The sequence below is a fragment of the Paenibacillus gallinarum genome (genome assembly GCF_014836635.1).
Lineage (GTDB): Bacteria > Bacillota > Bacilli > Paenibacillales > Paenibacillaceae > Paenibacillus > Paenibacillus gallinarum.
Genome location: NZ_JACSQL010000002.1, coordinates 432,294 through 450,403 on the forward strand (window position 1 = coordinate 432,294; position 18,110 = coordinate 450,403).

General features: G+C 42.0%; 18 protein-coding genes. 14 read left to right on the plus strand and 4 right to left on the minus strand.

All coding sequences use genetic code 11. The features are described from left to right. Positions 1 to 301: 301 nt before the first annotated feature. Complete coding sequence (gene rpsD, locus H9647_RS07105) at positions 302 to 904, minus strand: 30S ribosomal protein S4 (RefSeq protein WP_191799056.1); 603 nt, start codon at positions 902 to 904, stop codon at positions 302 to 304. Positions 905 to 1,394: 490 nt separating this feature from the next. On the opposite strand from rpsD, the gene H9647_RS07110 reads away from it, so the two are divergent. The 5 genes from H9647_RS07110 to H9647_RS07130 all read left to right on the plus strand — a co-directional run bounded on the left by H9647_RS07110 (position 1,395) and on the right by H9647_RS07130 (position 6,314). Continuing rightward, a complete protein-coding gene (locus tag H9647_RS07110) occupies positions 1,395 to 3,395 on the plus strand; it encodes a sensor domain-containing diguanylate cyclase (protein ID WP_191799057.1) in 2,001 nt (666 codons plus the stop codon). Between the two features lie 122 nt (positions 3,396 to 3,517). Then, positions 3,518 to 4,297, plus strand: coding sequence for a hypothetical protein (locus H9647_RS07115; RefSeq protein WP_191799058.1), 780 nt, complete (start codon positions 3,518 to 3,520; stop codon positions 4,295 to 4,297). A gap of 103 nt (positions 4,298 to 4,400) precedes the next feature. After that, positions 4,401 to 5,516: an aminopeptidase gene (locus H9647_RS07120; protein WP_191799059.1), complete on the plus strand. Its 1,116-nt coding sequence runs from the start codon at positions 4,401 to 4,403 to the stop codon at positions 5,514 to 5,516. Between the two features lie 115 nt (positions 5,517 to 5,631). Further along, positions 5,632 to 5,877, plus strand: a complete 246-nt coding sequence (locus tag H9647_RS07125; RefSeq protein ID WP_191799060.1) for an HPr family phosphocarrier protein — start codon at positions 5,632 to 5,634, stop codon at positions 5,875 to 5,877. Between the two features lie 140 nt (positions 5,878 to 6,017). Continuing rightward, positions 6,018 to 6,314: a YlaN family protein gene (locus tag H9647_RS07130; RefSeq protein WP_160033642.1), complete on the plus strand. Its 297-nt coding sequence runs from the start codon at positions 6,018 to 6,020 to the stop codon at positions 6,312 to 6,314. A 63-nt stretch (positions 6,315 to 6,377) separates the two neighbouring features. Here the strand turns inward: H9647_RS07130 and cax are convergent, their stop codons facing one another. Next, complete coding sequence (gene cax, locus H9647_RS07135; RefSeq protein ID WP_191799061.1) at positions 6,378 to 7,433, minus strand: calcium/proton exchanger; 1,056 nt, start codon at positions 7,431 to 7,433, stop codon at positions 6,378 to 6,380. Positions 7,434 to 7,663: 230 nt separating this feature from the next. Here cax and H9647_RS07140 point away from each other — a divergent pair, with 230 nt between their 5' ends. Further along, positions 7,664 to 8,026, plus strand: coding sequence for an Asp23/Gls24 family envelope stress response protein (locus H9647_RS07140; RefSeq protein ID WP_191799062.1), 363 nt, complete (start codon positions 7,664 to 7,666; stop codon positions 8,024 to 8,026). A gap of 107 nt (positions 8,027 to 8,133) precedes the next feature. Here the strand turns inward: H9647_RS07140 and ftsW are convergent, their stop codons facing one another. Continuing rightward, complete coding sequence (gene ftsW, locus H9647_RS07145) at positions 8,134 to 9,408, minus strand: putative lipid II flippase FtsW (protein WP_191799063.1); 1,275 nt, start codon at positions 9,406 to 9,408, stop codon at positions 8,134 to 8,136. 14 nt (positions 9,409 to 9,422) lie between these two features. After that, entirely contained in the window at positions 9,423 to 9,770 is a 348-nt protein-coding gene (locus H9647_RS07150) for a YugN family protein (protein WP_191799064.1), read from the minus strand. A gap of 201 nt (positions 9,771 to 9,971) precedes the next feature. On the opposite strand from H9647_RS07150, the gene H9647_RS07155 reads away from it, so the two are divergent. The 8 genes from H9647_RS07155 (at position 9,972) to H9647_RS07190 (ending at position 18,085) form a co-directional block, all read left to right on the plus strand. Then, positions 9,972 to 11,114, plus strand: coding sequence for a M20 metallopeptidase family protein (locus H9647_RS07155; protein WP_191799446.1), 1,143 nt, complete (start codon positions 9,972 to 9,974; stop codon positions 11,112 to 11,114). 112 nt (positions 11,115 to 11,226) lie between these two features. After that, positions 11,227 to 11,658 carry a CBS domain-containing protein gene (locus tag H9647_RS07160; protein WP_191799065.1) on the plus strand — a complete coding sequence of 144 codons (432 nt, stop codon included), beginning with the start codon at positions 11,227 to 11,229 and terminating at the stop codon, positions 11,656 to 11,658. 175 nt (positions 11,659 to 11,833) lie between these two features. After that, a complete protein-coding gene (locus tag H9647_RS07165) occupies positions 11,834 to 13,522 on the plus strand; it encodes a DNA repair helicase XPB (protein ID WP_191799066.1) in 1,689 nt (562 codons plus the stop codon). Beyond that, positions 13,519 to 15,423 (plus strand): helicase-associated domain-containing protein, encoded by a 1,905-nt coding sequence (locus H9647_RS07170; protein ID WP_191799067.1) that lies wholly within the window; start codon positions 13,519 to 13,521, stop codon positions 15,421 to 15,423. The genes H9647_RS07165 and H9647_RS07170 overlap by 4 nt, the downstream gene beginning before the upstream one ends. A 128-nt stretch (positions 15,424 to 15,551) precedes the next feature. Then, positions 15,552 to 15,992 (plus strand): YlbF family regulator, encoded by a 441-nt coding sequence (locus H9647_RS07175; protein ID WP_191799068.1) that lies wholly within the window; start codon positions 15,552 to 15,554, stop codon positions 15,990 to 15,992. 95 nt (positions 15,993 to 16,087) lie between these two features. Beyond that, positions 16,088 to 16,357 (plus strand): YlbG family protein, encoded by a 270-nt coding sequence (locus H9647_RS07180; protein ID WP_191799069.1) that lies wholly within the window; start codon positions 16,088 to 16,090, stop codon positions 16,355 to 16,357. A gap of 252 nt (positions 16,358 to 16,609) precedes the next feature. Further along, positions 16,610 to 17,047, plus strand: coding sequence for a hypothetical protein (locus tag H9647_RS07185; protein WP_191799070.1), 438 nt, complete (start codon positions 16,610 to 16,612; stop codon positions 17,045 to 17,047). Between the two features lie 105 nt (positions 17,048 to 17,152). Further along, entirely contained in the window at positions 17,153 to 18,085 is a 933-nt protein-coding gene (locus H9647_RS07190) for a selenium metabolism-associated LysR family transcriptional regulator (RefSeq protein ID WP_191799071.1), read from the plus strand. Positions 18,086 to 18,110: the final 25 nt, after the last annotated feature.

Sequence of the window (18,110 nt, forward strand, 5' to 3'; positions counted from 1 at the left end):
CAAATGGTGGTAAGGATCGGAAATTGACATCCTTGCTCGGATTATGTACTTGTAAGACCCTATTTGAGGGCAATTCTGTTGATTTATGGTATAGCATTAACATAAATGAGCAAGCCTAATACAGTAGGAATCTTGCTTTGCCAGCTGCTATATAAATGGTTGATCCTTATAAAAAAGTGAAATAAAAACACCCGAACCATTCAAACGGATTCGGGTGTTTTTTTGTTCTCATCTGTAGCTTTTTTTCATATAGTAAATCCCCTGGCATAAAGCGCAGGGGATTTAAAGCTTGACTCAGATCTTAACGGTTGTAGAACTCGACGATTTGTTTCTCGTCGATATCTTGAGAAAGCTCAGCGCGTTCTGGAAGACGGATAAATCTGCCTTCAAGAGCTGCTTCGTTATACTCAACGTAAGCAGGAAGATGTGAACGGTTAGCAATCGCTTCTTTTACAGAAGAAAGATTGCGAGATTTTTCACGAAGTCCAATTACATCACCGATGTTTACAGCGTAAGACGCGATATCTACTTTTTTACCGTTAACAGTAATGTGTCCGTGAGATACCAATTGACGTGCTCCTGCACGGGAGTTAGCAAAACCAAGACGGTAAACCAAGTTGTCAAGACGGCATTCTAGTAGGAACATGAAGTTCTCACCAGCGATACCTTGCATTTTTTGTGCTTTAGCAAACAAAGTACGGAACTGCTTTTCACCCAAACCGTACATGTGGCGCAATTTTTGCTTTTCTTGAAGTTGCATACCGTAGTTGCTGATTTTTCTCCGTTGGTTAGGACCATGTTGACCAGGAGGGAAAGGGCGTTTTGCCAATTCTTTACCTGTACCGCTGAGAGAGATGCCGAGACGGCGACTTATTTTAAATTTAGGACCAGTGTAACGTGCCATGTTTAGAGTAACTCCTTTTATTATAAATTATCAGATGGGGCTCTATTTGCGCCGCTTTTTGTTTCGTATTACCTATTAGTGAGGCATACAACCGATTGAAAAGTTCAGCCGCTGTTCAATCAGCAACAAAGAGCTGTGAGGGTGACACAACGTTACGCCCAAATTTAAGACCATAACAGTCTTGTTCAACAATATATATTATATTAAATTAGAGCACAAAGTCAAGAGAATGACAAAAGTAGAATTTCGTCTGTTTTTGTCGATAGGTAATTAGACCTAAAAATATAGTACTGTTTTCTTTAAAAAAGATGCAAAGTGCCAGTAAAGAGAGTAATATAGATTGTATCTTAATTTTAAACCATCAAATACTTTAATATTAAAAAGTAAGAACATATAATTATCTCAATAGATCCATGTGATATGAATCGACCATGCCTTTTGGTTGTGACCTGTAACTTGCTGGTCACCAAAGGTGCAAAGGAGCGCCTATATGACAGAACAATTACATACGACTTTCTATAATGCACGTAACTCGAAGAATTCCGATCGGGGCATTCAAACTTTCACGCCTCCTCTTTTGCATGAAGAACAAGGTTATCGGAATGAAAAGGATGAATGGTTGAATCATCTTGATGTTAGCACTTTTGATTCTGCATATAATGATCGTTTGCTCCGTGAGGCTTTTAAAGAATGGAATCATGAAGTTCAGTGTATCCCTTCTTTAAAGCATTCGGTGTTTTCATTGTGGAACAGTAATAAATTATGTGTGGCTAAAAACGGAGAACTTTTCTCTCCTATAAAAGAAGCTGTATTCCAAGTACTTGAGCAAGAAGATGCAGATATTAAACTTTATCCAAAACAATCCACACGTTCAGAATACGAGCATTACTATTTATATACAATCCCGCTGAAGACACGTGTTGAAGGAAAACAGCTTGGTGTTTTGTGCGTAGCTGTGCCGGGAATAAGAGAGGGTATCCTCGAAGTATTGGAAGCTGCAAAACTTTTTTATCAGTCTAGCTTTTATCGTCATTTTGAGCACCGTTTCCTTTCCAATTTGCTGGACATTCATAAAACAACAGAAAAAGAAAATAGACGACGTTCCATTCTATTTCAAATTGTACAGCGTATGCACGATCGAATGGATGTTCAGACCGTTTTGGAAGAGGTATTTGACAGCGTAGCTTTTCTGTTCCCGGCAGCTCGTCTGACACTGTACATGTCACAAGATGGAATTACAGAAGATCCGCGGATCAAACCGCTGTATTTACAAGGGCAATATAATCCGGTATGTGCTATGGCTTATACTGAAGAAAGAATGATTTCTCAGCCGCTTGGGCTAGAAGAATACGAATTTGGGATTCCTTTTAGAGGGAAGCAGGGGACATACGGCGTATTCCATATTGAAACTCCCAGTGAATTGATAGAGGATGTTGATATCCAGCTAATAGTAATGATGGCTGATACGGCTGGAACAGCTTACGAGAATGCCAAGATGCATCAGCAATCGAATACACTCATTCAAGAACTTCGGATGATAGACGAGTTAACCAAAAAAATAAATCAGAGTTTGCAGCTAGCCGATATTTATGAATATGCTGTGCAGCAGCTAATGCGCATTTTTAAGGCAAAAGCTTGCTGTATCCTTAAACTTGATCCGGAAGATCAGCAGTTCCGTGTTCTGAATTCGACACTGCCTTCGTTAGGACAAGAGAAGTACTCGCTCTACGGGATCAGCGGAGAAGTATATCGTACGGGAGAACCTATTATCATTTTTGACTATGAGAAACATAGCGGTCCACGCTCTATTTTAATGGATATAACAAACTCTAAGTCTATGATGGCCGTACCTCTACGAATAAACGGACAGGTTGAAGGCGCCATTTTAGTAACACATCAGAATAAACAGTTTTTCTCTTACGATAACTTTCGTTTCATGGACATGCTGGGTGTTCATATTGGACTTGCTGTTACGAATGCCACTCTTCATGCAGAAGTAAAGAGACTGGCAACAGTAGACGCATTAACCGGTTTATACGTAAGGCATTATGTGGACCGAATGATAGAAGAAAGACAGAGCAGTGACTTTTGTGGTTCACTGATCGTCATTGACCTTGATGATTTCAAGCAAGTAAATGATTCTTATGGTCATCAGATCGGTGACCAAGTACTCACCCAGGTAAGTGACGTCATTCGCGAAAGTGGAGGTCCAGATGACCTATGTGCAAGATGGGGCGGGGAAGAGATGGCCATTTATTTACCTCAGGTCAGTGCGCAGCAAGCGTTCTTTATTGCAGAGAACATCCGGGTACAAATTTCAAGGCGAACTTCTCCATCGATTACGGTATCCTGCGGAATTGGGGAATGGTGCTGGCTTGATGATCAAGTCAGTGTTGAATCACTGTTCTATCGTGCAGATATGGCTTTATATGAAGCTAAAAACAGCGGTAGAAATCGGGTATGTATTGAGAATAAAAATATGTATAGATAAAGAGCGCTTCCTTTAAAAAGGAGGACGCTCTTTTTTATGGATACAAGGAGTACACAGAGGAAAACCTAACAAAAAATGAGGTGAAAGGTTGGGTTGATATGTATAGTTCATTATATCGTTTCTTGATAGTAATCCTATGCGCCGCTGTTTTGTTCGGAGGAACTGGGTGTGCTTATAGGTATCAGGAGGACCCAAAAGAAATCTTTCAACGTGCATTAACAGGGTTAGCTGGCAAAGAAGAGTTGGAATTTCGAGGAAAAGCGGCCATTCGAACGGATGATCATGGATTATTTGATACTGAATATCAATATTCAGGAACGCTCACGAATCATAATAAGGTTGTTATTGAAAGTCAGTTATCTCCCAGCAGTACAGACACTAAAACAAGATCACTTACTTTGAAAAGGGTAAACAAAGAATGGAAAGTAGAGTCTTTAGACGGAACAAAACCAGCGATAGTACGCTGGAACCCGTTAGCTCAATTAGAAGCTATTGAACAAATAAAAAACAAAACGTTTCGTGCCGAGTATGGTGTCCCGCGAGGGAAACAAATGATCAGAATCGAACTTGATAGTGAAGAAGCAGTAATGTACCTAAGTAATCAGCTTGAAGAGGAAATGCAGGAACTTCAGAGTGAACTTCCTGCCCTCACGAGTTCTGTGCCTAATGATAAACGCAATGAATGCCTGAAGGAGCTGAATACCCTGTATGAACAGCAGAAAAGTCAGCTGGATGATTATCTGACAAAGGCACAAGCTACACTCGTATATCATCTGCTCATTGATAAAAAAACAAATCTTCCCCTGAGGTTGTCTTCTGAAAGTGAGATTCGTTACCAAAAAGAAGAAGGAACTGCTAAGGAGCTTCTTGTGACGGATGTATATTTTGATCATTACAAGTAACTCTGTGCTGACATGAAGTATCCCATCAGACAAACTGCGTGATACAATGGAAATGTTAGACAACGATAGAAGTTTTACTACATGAAGGAGGCAACATATAACGATGAAAGATCCAAGAATTCAAAAACTCGCTCAAAATTTGGTTGGATACTCTGTGAATGTACAACCAGGAGAAAATGTTCTCGTGGAGATGATCGGCTCAGAACGCGACCTGCTGAATGCAATTATTGAAGAAATCGGTAAAGCCGGCGGTAATGCGTTTGTCCAGCTGACAGATAAAACGGTACTCCGTTCCATGCTGATTGGTGCAACAGAAGCACAGCTGAAAACATGGGCAGAGATTGACTTAAAGCGTATGGAACTTATGGATGGATACATCGGAATTCGCGCTGGAGAAAATGCGAATGACCTCTCTGATGTGCCTGAAGAAAAAATGAAAATGTACAATGCACTTTATTCTCATCCTGTACATAGCGAAGAACGCGTGAAGCGTACGAAGTGGGTAGTGCTTCGTTATCCGAATGCAAGTATGGCGCAGCTTGCCAACACAAGTACAGAAGCGTTTGAAGATTTTTATTTCAAGGTATGTAATTTAGACTATGCCAAAATGGACAAAGCACAAGATCCACTGGCTGAGCTGATGCGTAAAACCGATAAAGTCCGCATTGTTAGCCCGGGAACTGATCTTCATTTCTCCATTAAATCCATTGGAGCAGAGAAATGTGCTGGAGAGAAAAACATTCCAGATGGGGAAGTATATAGTGCGCCCGTTCGTGATTCTGTAAATGGGACAATCAGCTACAACACACCTACGTTATACAATGGGATTACATTTGAGAATATCAAGTTCCGTTTTGAGAACGGTAAAATTGTAGAAGCTACAAGTAATGATACGAAACGACTCAATGAAATTTTGGACACAGATGAGGGTGCACGTTATATCGGTGAATTTGCTATTGGATTTAATCCGCACATTCTGCACCCAATGAAAGATATCTTGTTTGATGAAAAGATTGCAGGAAGTCTTCATTTTACGCCAGGGCAGGCATATGATGTGACAGATAACGGAAACACGTCATCCATTCACTGGGATCTGGTACTTATTCAGCGTCCGGAGTACGGTGGTGGGGAGATTTATTTTGATGATGTTCTTATTCGCAAAGATGGTATTTTCGTCATTCCGGAACTGCAAGGACTAAATCCGGAAAACTTGGTTTAAAACAAATTACGCTAGCAAGTAAATGGAAAATATAGTTGCTAAGAAAGCGGATTCAATGTATATTGTTAGTGGTTATATAGAATAGAATATTCTTACACTAGACGGAGGGATTCCTATGTCGAATAATAATGCGGCAGTAGTGGAGATTGCGCAAACGGCCAGTAAATTCGCTTCTTCCATCGTACTCCACTCTGACACAAAGTACATTGATGTGAAAAGCATTCTGGGACTGTTTACCACACTTGTTGGCGGCAAAAACTATGAACTGCATGTTCATGGACCAGATGCGGATGAAGCAAAAAAAGAGTTATCTGAAGTATTTGAAAAACACGGACTTACTGTTTCGCTCGCTAAAGAATAACAGCGATACAGCAGTAAAAGCATCTTTGCCATATTTGGCAAAGATGCTTTTTTTAGATGCTTCTTGTATTGAGAACGATTTTCGTCTAATATTAAGATTAGATTGTCGTACAAGATTCTGGACGTAGGGGGGAAGAGTGCATGACTTCATCAGATCTGCAAGAACAACTTAATTCCAAAGCAATTCGTCTTCTTGAAGAAGATGCATATAAAATAGAAAAACTGATTCAAGTTCAGATGGAGAATCTGGCAACCCGTTATTGCCCTCTCTATGAGGAAGTACTGGATACGCAAGTGTTCGGATTTTCAAAAGAAGTTGATTTTGCAGTTCGTGCAGGTCTTCTTCCAGTCGATACAGGTAAACAGCTGGTAAACAACCTCGAACGTAATCTTGCTGTCCTGTACGAAGCACTTAATAAAAAAGGAAACCAGGAGTAGGCTCCTGGCATCTTTTCATAGAAGCATGCAGATTAGAGATGCATGCTTTTTTTGTATATAAGTTTAAATCAAGAAGAACGATACACCAAGAATAGCATAGACAGCGATAAGAAGAAGCCCCTCGTACCAGTTGGTTGATCCATCTTGAATAATCGATTTGGAGATAAAGACGGCAACGCCAATGGCTACAAGCTCAATCGTTGTAAATACGATATCCATTGTGTTTCCAAAAAAGAAACTAGTGAAGACGAGTACGGGTGCAACAAACAACGCAATTTGCAAACTGCTGCCTACTGCGATCTCAACAGCTGCTCCTATTTTATTTTTCATAGCGAGCAGGACGGCTGCACTGTGCTCAGCTGCGTTTCCTACAATTGCTACAAGGAAGGCACCTACAAAGACTTCACTTAGGCCAAATCGAACAGTCAGTGTTTCGAGCGTTCCAACAAGCCATTCACTGACAAAAGCAACCATCACTGTAGCGAGTACAAGATAAGCAATCGATTTTTTCTTAGACCAGGCAGGCTCCTCATGAGCTTCTCCTTCAGCAACGTTCTCTGCAAGGATGTCTTTATGTGTAATCATCGAGAAAATGATCCAAGCAATATAGGCAACAATGAGAATACCAGCTACGATGAGGCTCAAGGTCTCGGTTTGAGGGACAGTAATCGTATGGGTGTTAAAAAATACAGCCGGGACAAACAGCGCGATTACGGCAACAATCATAAGAGAGCCGTTCATTCCCGCAAGGGATTGGTTGAAATTCTGAACCTTAAATTTGGTGCCTCCGAGAAAAATACTAAGACCAAGCACAAGCAGTAAATTCCCGATAATAGAACCGGTCAAACTTGCTTTTACCATGTCATAAAGGCCTTCTTTAACGAGAAAGATAGCAATAATAAGTTCGGCTGCATTTCCAAAAGTGGCATTGAGAAATCCACCTAGTCGTTCCCCTGCATAGTGAGCTACATTTTCTGTAGCTTTTCCGAGAAATCCAGCTACAAAGACTACCGCGATGGCAGATAGGACAAACTGAATAAGTGGATCAAAATGAAGGTAATGGGAAACCGCACTTAGTAAAAATGTGATGATCAGTAACGAGGTTCTAACTTTACTCATATGTAATCTCCTTTTTCTAGTGTTTAACCTTCAAGACAAAGTTGGATCATAATTCATAACTATATTCCCCCTTTCACATGTATTATGAAACATTTATTATGAAACATTTGATATATCGCTGAATTCTAAAAATTGATTTCATTGCCTAAGTAGTCAGATGGCACTTTTATTTGCAATTTGGGGGGCAAAGGCATTAAAATATCTTATAAAGAAGCAAAGGAGGATATGGCATGTCAGAACAGCTAAAAATCGAAACAGGCGACATCCGGATATCCAATGATGTTGTAGCAAAAATTGCTGGCCTTGCAGCGTTAGAAACTCCGGGGATTGCAGCAATGTCCGGAGGTTTGTCTGAAGGCTGGGCCAAACGCCTCAGCGGAAAAAATGTGCAAAAGGGTGTCACTGTAGAAGTAGGGACAACGGAAACAGCCATTGATCTCCGCATTATTGTTCTTTACGAGACACCTATTCACGAAGTATCTCGGATGCTTCAGCAGAATGTACGTGAGGCAGTGGAAAGTATGACCGGTCTTCGAGTTGTTGAAGTGAATGTGAAGGTAGAAGGTGTTTCCTTCCGGGGCGACGAACAATAAGATGAATATCTTATCTTACAATTTTGATCTTACCTATCATAATGGATGGCATAAAAGCCGCATAAAGAAGGACAGTCTCGGTATTTACCGAAACTGTCCTTCTTTTATTACTTTGATCGTGAGCTACGTCGTTTTTGTGAATTCCGCGTGACAAGAGCAGGGGATGGTCGTTCTTCAGTTACAGTTCGAACAGATTTAACCGTCTCCTGAGTTATTTCCAAATTGTTTTCCCGGGAAATACTAAGCATAATCCCGATACTTGTCATCGTTACAAGCAGAGAGGTTCCCCCAAAACTGATAAAAGGAAGTGTTACCCCTGTAACGGGGATCGTTTGAGTAACTCCGCCGATATTGATGAAAGCCTGAATGGCAATAAGCCCCATAATCCCGACGCCAACGAGTGTCCCGAAGATGTCCTTGCAGCGAAGTGCAATCGTAAACCCCCGCCAGATAAAATAAACATAAATGATGAGGAAAATGGAAGCGCCGATGAATCCGAGTTCTTCGCCGATGACAGCAAAGATAAAGTCATTAAATGCATTAGGTAGATAGTGGAGCTTAATTACTCCTTGACCAATCCCTGTACCTGTAAAGCCGCCTGTGCCAATGGCTGTAAGTGAGTTCACCAGATTCCAAGAATCTCCAGTCTTATCATGAAACGGATCGAGAAAAGATTGAAACCGTGCCAGCTTATAACTGTATGAACTTCCCGATACATTTCCGGACATCAAATCCACAAGATAACCAGCACCCATGACGATTGCCGCGCCAAGAATAAGCAGTCCGATGGATCCCATGATGTGCTTCATACTTGCTCCGCCTGCATAAATAATGAGGCCGCAGGTTGCAACGAGGATAAAGGTAGAACCAAAGTCAGGTTGCAGCATGATGAGTCCGGCAACGAAACCGACAATAATCATTACCGGAATATATCCTGTTTTGAGATCTCGGAAACGCTCGCCTTTTTTAGTAATAAGAGCAGCTAAATACAGAATAATCGATATTTTGGCAATTTCGGAAGGCTGTAAAGTTCCAATTCCAAGATTAAACCAACTTCTAGCGTTGTTGATTTCTACTCCGACGAATAGAACGGCAACGAGCATCAGAATGGTAATAAAAAATAAGGGTTTATATAATTGCTTGTATTTTGCAAAAGGGATATTCATAGCAACGAACATGCCTATAACGCCGAGTATGGCATATACCGCTTGTCTTTTCGTGTAGTGAAGTGCGTCAAAGTTGAGTTTTTCAGACATGAGGGCAATGCTGGAACTCGAGCTGTAAACCATAACCAGTCCGAAACCGGTAAGCAGCAAGGTGAGGATCAGTAGCTGATAATCAGGCAAACCTTTTCTCTGAGGCCTAGCTGTGTTTTTTTTCATAGAATTCATAGTGCCTAAGCTTCAAGCAGTTCCTTGAGTTCTTTAATTTTCTCATTAGCTACATTCAGAACAGGAGAAGGAATTTCGCTCTCATACTCTAGTCCATGGGGGAATGTTGCTCTTCCGATATAAACAGCTTCTACCGAAAGAATGGTGTCTGGTTTTTCTAGTTTGCCCTCGATTGCCCGTGTATTAATGCGTAAGAAATATTCGCTTTTTGTCTTGTTGTCCTCAATTTTGTAGTCGTATGTAGCGCGGTAATATTCCCACTGCCAACGAATAAATCCGACTTTCTCGGCACTTTCGTCCATGTACGCCAGATCACTTTTTAAACCGTCCAGGCCTGTGTTTTCAAATATCATTGACGACCATACCTCCTTATATAAAAATCTCCCTTACATTTCTAGTTTCATATTAGTATGTTTCCTCAGCATGTGCAAGCTTTCCATAACCTTCCATTTCATATCGTTTGCGTATAAATTCTGCTACAATTAATTAAGAAATCATTTGAAGGGGTGGAGAGCGTGAGAATAGAGCATACCTATGAAGAATGGCTCGGCAAGATGATAGAGTGGAGACGTCATCTTCACCAGCACCCGGAACTTTCTTTTCAGGAATCCGAAACATCAAAGTTTATCAGTGAACATTTAGATTCATTTGGCCTTGAAGTCATTACAAATGTAGGAGGACACGGTGTTATTGGAATACTGCGTTCAGGACGGCCTGGACCTGTAGTGATGCTCAGAGCAGATATGGATGCACTGCCTATTCAAGATGAAAAGTCAGTTCCCTATAAATCACAAGTCGATGGGGTAATGCATGCCTGCGGACACGATGGGCATACATCAGCGCTGCTGGCAACGGCCGGTTATATGAGTGAACATATAGATGAGTTTATTGGAGAGATCAGGTTTTTGTTTCAACCCGCAGAAGAACTTCTTCCGGGAGGGGCAGTTAAGGTGATTGCTAGCGGAGCTTTGGAAGAGGTAGATGTGATTTACGGCATTCATTTATGGTCTCCGATGCCTGTCCGTACGTATGCCAGCACTCCTGGGGCAATGATGGCTGGTGCTGATGACTTCTATATCCAGCTGACAGGTAAAGGAGGACATGGCGGCGTACCTCATACGAGTATTGATAGTATTGTTGCCGGATCTGCTCTTGTGCTGCAGATGCAAAGTGTAGTGAGTCGTTCGGTCGATCCGCTTCAGCCAGCTGTGCTGACCATTGGAACGATTCAGGCAGGAGCTGCTCAGAATGTGATTGCCGAAACATATAAATTGAGTGGAACTGTCCGCACTTTTGATGAAGAAACTAGATATATTATAAAAGAACGTATACATACATTAACGAATCAGATCGCTGCCGCGTACGGCGCAGAGGCGGAGATCAAATACATTATGGGTTATCCGCCTGTCATCAATGATGAGAAGGAAGCAGAACGATTCTTTAAAATGGTTTCTGAAGAGTTCGGTGCAGAGCGGGCAATCGTATCGCCGAAGATGATGCCTGCTGAAGATTTTGCCTATTATTTGAAAGAGAAGCCAGGCTGTTTCATGTTTGTCGGTGCGGGGAATGAGCAATTAAATGCAGTATATCCGCATCATCATCCGAGGTTTGATTTTGATGAAAGTGCAATGCTCGATGCCATGAAACTATTTATTCAGATAACGAAAGATTACCTAAAAGAATACGATAGGATGTAATGTTATCAGTTCATGAGAGAAAACGAATGCGACTTGTTTATTTGGGTACTCTAACATAAGAGCATGAATCCAGGTGTTGTTAGAGATCTTATAGATGAGGAGTAGGCGTCTAATGAGTAAAAATGTTTCTGATGTGATGTCCACGAATATTGTTCCGGTGTCACTGGACAAGCATGTATATGATGTTGCACTGAATATGAAAGAACATGATACGGGGTTTATTCCGATTGTAGAAACAAAAGATCATCGTAAACTAGTAGGGGTTGTAACGGACCGTGATCTTGTTCTGCGCGGAATTGCCTCAAAAAATCCGGGTTCTACGAAAGTAAGTGAAGTAATGACTGCGGATGTGCATACAGTGAATTCCACAGCTTCTATTGATGAGGCAGCAAAAATGATGGCAGCGCATCAAGTTCGTAGACTGCCTGTCGTTGATAATGGAGAACTCGTGGGTATCTTGTCCCTGGGTGATATCGCAACGGCGTCTTCGTATCAGAATAATGCCGGCAGTGCACTTACCGACATTTCTGAACCTTCTCATTAATATTTGGGAACGAGCCGAGAGTCCTGTATACTATGATAAACAAGAAAAAGTTCATTTTCGCCTGATGGGTGATAGATGAACTTTTTTCTTTGTATTTTAGGTTAGATGAGAGATCCATGATGGATATAAACGTACGCTTGAAAGGAAATACTGGATATAAAGGAGGTAAACACCTATGAACTCACATCATGCATGTATTGTACAGCGTGACTTTACCATTTTGCTGGAGACGGCCCATCCTCAGTCCGAAAAAGCGAGAGAACTCATTCTTCCTTTTGCTGAGCTGATCAAGAGCCCTCCTGCATTTCATACATACAAAATAACGCCGCTTACATTATGGAGCGCCGCTGCCTTAGGTTATTCCGCTGATGATATTCTTAGCAGATTAGAATCAGTGTCCCGCTGGAATGTACCCGCATCGCTTACTCAAGAGATCAGGGAGCTTATTGAGAAATACGGTAAGTTGTCCCTGCAAGCGGATGAGCGTTCAGAAGATTTTCGGCTGGTTAGTGAAGATACGGACTTGCTCGGAGAAATTCTAGCACATCCATCACTGACTGCTTACGAGTTAAGCAGATTATCGGATACCGAACTGAAAGTGCTCGGCAAGTACCGAGGGCTGTTGAAGCAAGATCTTACGAGGCTCGGTTACCCGGTAATGGATCTGGCAGGATATAAACACGGAAGCCCGCTTTCTTTTCAGTGGAGGAACCCGGATAGTTCTTTAAATAACAAACCTTTTGAACTCCGAGATTACCAGAGAGAAGCAGCGACTGCCTTTGAAGGGAAAGATGGGTTTGGTGGAAGCGGGATCCTTGTGCTGCCTTGTGGAGCGGGGAAGACGATTATTGGAATGGCGGTTATGGAACGACTACAGACGGAAGTGCTCATTCTCACATCGAATACGACTTCTGTAAGACAATGGATTCGTGAGATTGAACAGAAGACAACGATTCCGTCCGCATCGATTGGTGAATACTCTGGTCATAGTAAGGCAGTCAAGCCAGTGACGGTGGCAACCTATCAAATTATGACACATCGTAAATCGAAGGAAAGCGAGTTTACGCATATGAAGTTGTTCGGAGAACGTAGCTGGGGACTGATTATTTATGATGAGGTTCATCTTTTACCTGCTCCGGTGTTCAGAGCAACCGCGGATATCCAAGCGACCAGAAGACTCGGGCTTACAGCAACGCTTGTTAGAGAAGACGGCCGGGAGGAGGATGTATTTTCACTCATTGGACCTAAGCGTTATGAATTGCCCTGGAAGGAGCTCGAACAGGAGGGCTGGATTGCGGAGGTGAATTGCAACGAGGTACGTGTTCCCATGTCCGATGAACTTAAGGAAGCCTATATGTACGCGGAGAGCAGACAAAAGTTCCGATTAGCAGCAGAGAATCCAGCCAAGATTAATGTGGTAAAAAGGTTGCTTGCTCTACATCCGAAAGTCCCTGCTCTCATTATTGGGCAATATGTTGGGCAATTAAAGGCAATGGCAAAAGAACTCGGTGTTCCGCTCATTACAGGAGCAACAAGTGAACAGGAGCGTTCCAGACTGTATATTGCTTTTCGTGAAAAAGAAATTACGGTGTTAGTCGTGTCGAAAGTAGCCAATTTTGCTGTTGATCTGCCGGATGCTGCGCTAGCAATTGAAGTTTCGGGCAGTTTCGGTTCACGTCAGGAAGAAGCTCAGCGGCTAGGACGCATCTTGCGGCCCAAAGAAGGAGATAACCGTGCTTATTTTTATACGCTGGTTTCGGAAAATTCAAGAGAACAGGATTTTGCTCTGAAAAGACAACTCTTTTTAATTGAACAGGGATATGAATATCACGTAACAGGCGAGAAGGAGGTTGCCTCCGGTTGAAGAATGAAGAAACGATAACATCATTAGAAGATGTAGAATGGTCAGCGAATGAAGCTCAATTTCTAGAAATAACTTTTTTAGAGTTTGGCGGGAATCCGTTTCAGATGGAGAGACTTACAGGGTTATTTGCTGGGAAAATGAGCGGACTTGAACTGGATATCGCATTATTTGGTTTGCGCAAGAAGGGCCTTATTGATGCTGCTAAAAAAACATGGGGAGAACATATCTACTTTATCCCTTCCCGGCATCATCCCTTTTTGACAGAGAAGTATGTACTGCCCTTACTCCATGAAGAAATTCCCTACAGCTCGTCTGGAAACATACAAGTTGCTATGGAAGCAAGACCTAATATTGCGGGGGAGATACTTCACCTGCTGTCTTACATTGCGATCCACGGTGTTCCGCTGACAGCAAAAGGGACGATACATAAAAAAGCGGTTTCCAAAATTGAAAATTTGACGGTATTAAGAAGTACGGACTTTGAGGCATTGAAATTATCGTATGCCCATCCAGAGCTTTATCCTGTGCAGGTAGCCGTGCTGCTTGATGTGGTATTTACTCTCGGACTTGCCAAGAAATACGAGGCGGAAATCGGGCTGGATGAATCTTACGTAAGCCGCTGGGTGCAGTTAAATAGACAACAGATGGAGAGGAATATCTATAACGCAATGATGGAGCGCTATAGTGCAGGAGAGGCTGGGTTGCAGCATTTCCGCTATCTGTTGACCCTATTTAGCCGGAAAGATGCTGGGAAGTGGCTGAGCATGGATCAGATCTGTCAGCGATTTGTGCAGGTCAGTATTGTTAATGAACAAGATCTTGCTGAATTCAAAAGTTATGCAAAAGGATGGGTCACGCTGCTTGCTGCGTTCGGTTATGGAGATACAGGAATGTCTACGGCTTCGGACGAGGCTTTATACTTCCGTTGGACGAATCCTATCAATTATGACTTGGAAGATTCAAAGCATTATACAGAGCCAGCTATCTATGTACAGCCCGATTTTGAAGTGATTGTTCCTCCTGATGCGCCTTATTCTATAAGGTGGCTGTTAGAAGGCTGTGCTGAGCTTGCGGTACGAGATCATATGACGATCTATAAACTAACGCGCGAGCGTCTAAATGAAGGTGCTGAAGTGAGCATTACTCCCTCCTTGGTACTTACATGGCTGACTCGGTATGCACAAGGATCGATTCCTGAGAATGTTCTCTTGGCACTGAAACAATGGGGAAGTGAACTCGGAAGAACTTCTTTTTCACAAGTCATGCTGCTAAGCACAGAAAATAAGCAGGACGCAGATAAAATTGAGTCATATCCATCCTGGAATGAGTCTTTACAAAGGATTGGACCGCTGCATTTCATACTGGAGCGTGACAAAGTGACAGAAGTACGAAAGCGACTAACGATGATGGGACTCACCCCAGCGAAGGCAGTTAAAGGAATCGATACAGAAGAACGGAGATATCCGGCTGTTTCGATAGAGGACGAGGTCACGCTGTCATCAGTAGAAGAGAATCCATTTATTCATTTTAATGAAGAAGGAAGGCAGGGATTTGTATATACTGGCCGTAATCTTCATTACTATGAAGTGGTGAATGAGGACCGGGATGAGGCCTCGATTATGCCAGACATAACAGAGGTACCAAAGATGTGGGTAAGTGAATGGAGAGAGTACCATCCATCCACAGCCAAACAGTTGGTACAGCAGGCCATCAACTGGCGTACACGAATGGGAGTGGAGATGAAGGGAGACAGGCAGGAGTTCATTCCTGAATCGATCGGAAAAGGCGAACCATGGGCTGTAAATGGTTGGCTGCTCCCTGGACCGAACAGAGTAGTAGCTGAGAGGTGTACACTTGTACCTGCTGAATGGACAAAACTCACCCTTATTTTACCAAATTAAGTAAAATCCTGAGAGGGTTTAGGAACAAAACTCTTCTTATGAACAATCGGGTATGTTATGATAGGTTATAGTCCGCTTTTCATATTTTTTAAGGAAGTGGAACTTTATTATAGATCGGGATGAATTTCATGAGCGTATCTGAACTTAACACGGTCGATATGGCCCAAGTGTTGACTTACGCCTATGAACTGGGCGATATGATCAACGAATCCACGTTGGTTTCAGATTATTTATATTGGAAAGAGCGGGTTCAATCGAATCCAGAAATACAAGAGTGGGTACGTAAGCTCGAAGATAAGAAGGAATTGTTTGCAGAAACACAGCGTTTCGGCCATTTCCATCCAAACTTCCATAGTGCCAAAGATGAAGTGAAGGCAGTAGAAGACAAACTGGACACTTTCGAAGAAGTGATTCGTTTTAAAGAAGCGGAGCAACAGCTCGATAGCCTACTCCATCAAATGTCTGAAACGATTGCTTTCTCCGTATCAAGCACAATTAAAGTACCAAGTAATAACCATTCACCAAAAGGTGGATGCGGCGGCGGTGGAAGCTGCGGCTGCGGAGGTTAATATGTATAGAATCGCTTACCAGAATTGAATTCTGGTAAGAGGATTTTGCAATAGATAGAAAGAGATGCAAATCCTACAAAAGAGGTGAAATTCGCATGTTTGCGGAACGAACAGGATATATCATATGGGTAAGTGATGTAAAGGCTGCGCGCAATCTAGACAAGTATGGAACCGTACACTATATTTCTAAAAAAATGCATTATGTTGTTATGTATGTGAATGCTGAACGTGCGGAAGATACAATGAAGAACGTGCGTAAACTCTCTTATGTACGTAAAATAGAACGATCTTATCGCAATGAAATTAAGACGGAGTATAGTAAAGATATTCCAGATAAGACCAACTTTTATGGCGGTATCGGTTAGTATTGATACAAGGTATATGCTGACTTTTTGAATAGGTTATAGATTGGAGCGGCCCACCTTTGGCCGCTCCTGTTATTTTATATGAGCATGGATAAATAGTGCTAGTGACTTAGCCAAATCATTTAAAATTACAGGATTTAGGATTTTCTGAGACAGGATCTTAATTTTCAACTTGAGATTCCAGGACTTATGATGTAATATATTGGATAAATATGTAGATAGAAAGACCTATCTTGTGGAGAGTGATATCCCATGCGTGACAAGTTAATGCAACGTTGGAGCACCTATGAACCTTTTTTTGTAGCTCTAGGTGATAAAAAAGTGGCTGACATTGTCATAACGAACCATGCGAAACTTCGATATGTTGACCGAGTCAGACAAGATAATAATGATTTTGAGAACATTGCAGCATGGTTGTGGGAATGCCTCAAACAGAACAGGATCTCACCTTACTATCGAAATGAACAAGATGTATATTTAATTGATGGCGATCTTGTCGTGGTTGCGGAATTCGCGGAGCTACCTGGTGAATATGATATTACGGGTAATCCCCTTCACAAAATGATTATTGTAACGTTTCTCGGAAGAATGTCGGAGACGATGGAACTTCGAGATCTCAAAACTTATTATTCCTGGTTACGTCATTCTAGGCGTATGACACTGGTCAAGAACAGCCGTAAACGTAGATAAGCAGTACTTTTTGTAAATGTAGTGAAGATAAGGTGTGCAGAAGCTGCACACTTTTTTTTGTATAAATCGGTTACAATATGAGGAAGGCCAGGGGGGATCGTATCGATGAATTTTCACCAATTACATATATTTTATACGGTTGCGGAAAAGGGAAGTTTTTCGGCAGCAGCTCAAGCTCTACATATGACACAGCCTGCGGTTACCATGCAAATTCAATCACTTGAAGATTATTTTGGAACCAAATTAATACATCGTTCTACTAAAAAAATAGAACTTTCTGAAGCAGGACAAGCTTTGCTTCCTTACGCACTGAGAAGTATGGAGTTATTTCGTGAAACGGATGAAGCAGTAGCCACCTATACAGACAGGCTGCAGGGACGTTTATTAATTGGAGCGAGTCTGACCATCGGTGAGTATGTATTGCCTGGGCTGCTAGGCCCTTTTGGCAAAAAGTATCCCGATATCTCGATCGTGATGAATGTAATGAATACAACGCAGATTGTTGAAGGAATCATGAAAAATCAGCTGAACTTTGGCATGATTGAGGCACCGCTGTCTCATCCAGATCTTATTGTAGAGCCAGGCATGCATGATGAATTGAAGCTGATTGTTCCTGCACAGCATCCACTCGTTCTTCGGCAAGAGGTAAAGCTTGAAGATATCCTGGAGTATCCATTTATCGTAAGAGAAAAAGGGTCGGGAACGAGACAAGTGATGGAGGATGCGATGAAGGAAAAAGGGATTGAACCATCGAGTCTAAATACCGTCATGGAACTAGGCAGTACGGGGGCTATTAAATCTGCGGTGGAAGCGGGCGTTGGAATTACGATTATTTCACCTTATTCTGTGAAGCATGAAGTAGCGCTGGGTCTTGTAAAAGTGCTCGATTTAAAAGATATCACATTCTCCAGGGAATTTTATGAGGTATATTCGAAGTCTTCCATGTTACCCATCTCGGCCGTTACTTTTTTAAATTATCTGAAAAAGTATGCTCAGGACTTAGACGTGATCGGCAGGGTAGGACAAAGCACATCATAGGATTTGTTTTTTAGAATCTGTGTAT

Coding starts and splice junctions, on each gene's coding strand:
- rpsD (WP_191799056.1), bottom strand. CDS start 904: ATGGCACGTTACACTGGTCCTAAATTTAAAATAAGTCGCCGTCTCGGC.
- H9647_RS07110 (WP_191799057.1), top strand. CDS start 1,395: ATGACAGAACAATTACATACGACTTTCTATAATGCACGTAACTCGAAG.
- H9647_RS07120 (WP_191799059.1), top strand. CDS start 4,401: ATGAAAGATCCAAGAATTCAAAAACTCGCTCAAAATTTGGTTGGATAC.
- H9647_RS07125 (WP_191799060.1), top strand. CDS start 5,632: ATGTCGAATAATAATGCGGCAGTAGTGGAGATTGCGCAAACGGCCAGT.
- H9647_RS07130 (WP_160033642.1), top strand. CDS start 6,018: ATGACTTCATCAGATCTGCAAGAACAACTTAATTCCAAAGCAATTCGT.
- cax (WP_191799061.1), bottom strand. CDS start 7,433: ATGAGTAAAGTTAGAACCTCGTTACTGATCATCACATTTTTACTAAGT.
- H9647_RS07140 (WP_191799062.1), top strand. CDS start 7,664: ATGTCAGAACAGCTAAAAATCGAAACAGGCGACATCCGGATATCCAAT.
- ftsW (WP_191799063.1), bottom strand. CDS start 9,408: ATGAAAAAAAACACAGCTAGGCCTCAGAGAAAAGGTTTGCCTGATTAT.
- H9647_RS07150 (WP_191799064.1), bottom strand. CDS start 9,770: ATGATATTTGAAAACACAGGCCTGGACGGTTTAAAAAGTGATCTGGCG.
- H9647_RS07155 (WP_191799446.1), top strand. CDS start 9,972: ATGATAGAGTGGAGACGTCATCTTCACCAGCACCCGGAACTTTCTTTT.
- H9647_RS07160 (WP_191799065.1), top strand. CDS start 11,227: ATGAGTAAAAATGTTTCTGATGTGATGTCCACGAATATTGTTCCGGTG.
- H9647_RS07165 (WP_191799066.1), top strand. CDS start 11,834: ATGAACTCACATCATGCATGTATTGTACAGCGTGACTTTACCATTTTG.
- H9647_RS07175 (WP_191799068.1), top strand. CDS start 15,552: ATGAGCGTATCTGAACTTAACACGGTCGATATGGCCCAAGTGTTGACT.
- H9647_RS07180 (WP_191799069.1), top strand. CDS start 16,088: ATGTTTGCGGAACGAACAGGATATATCATATGGGTAAGTGATGTAAAG.
- H9647_RS07185 (WP_191799070.1), top strand. CDS start 16,610: ATGCGTGACAAGTTAATGCAACGTTGGAGCACCTATGAACCTTTTTTT.
- H9647_RS07190 (WP_191799071.1), top strand. CDS start 17,153: ATGAATTTTCACCAATTACATATATTTTATACGGTTGCGGAAAAGGGA.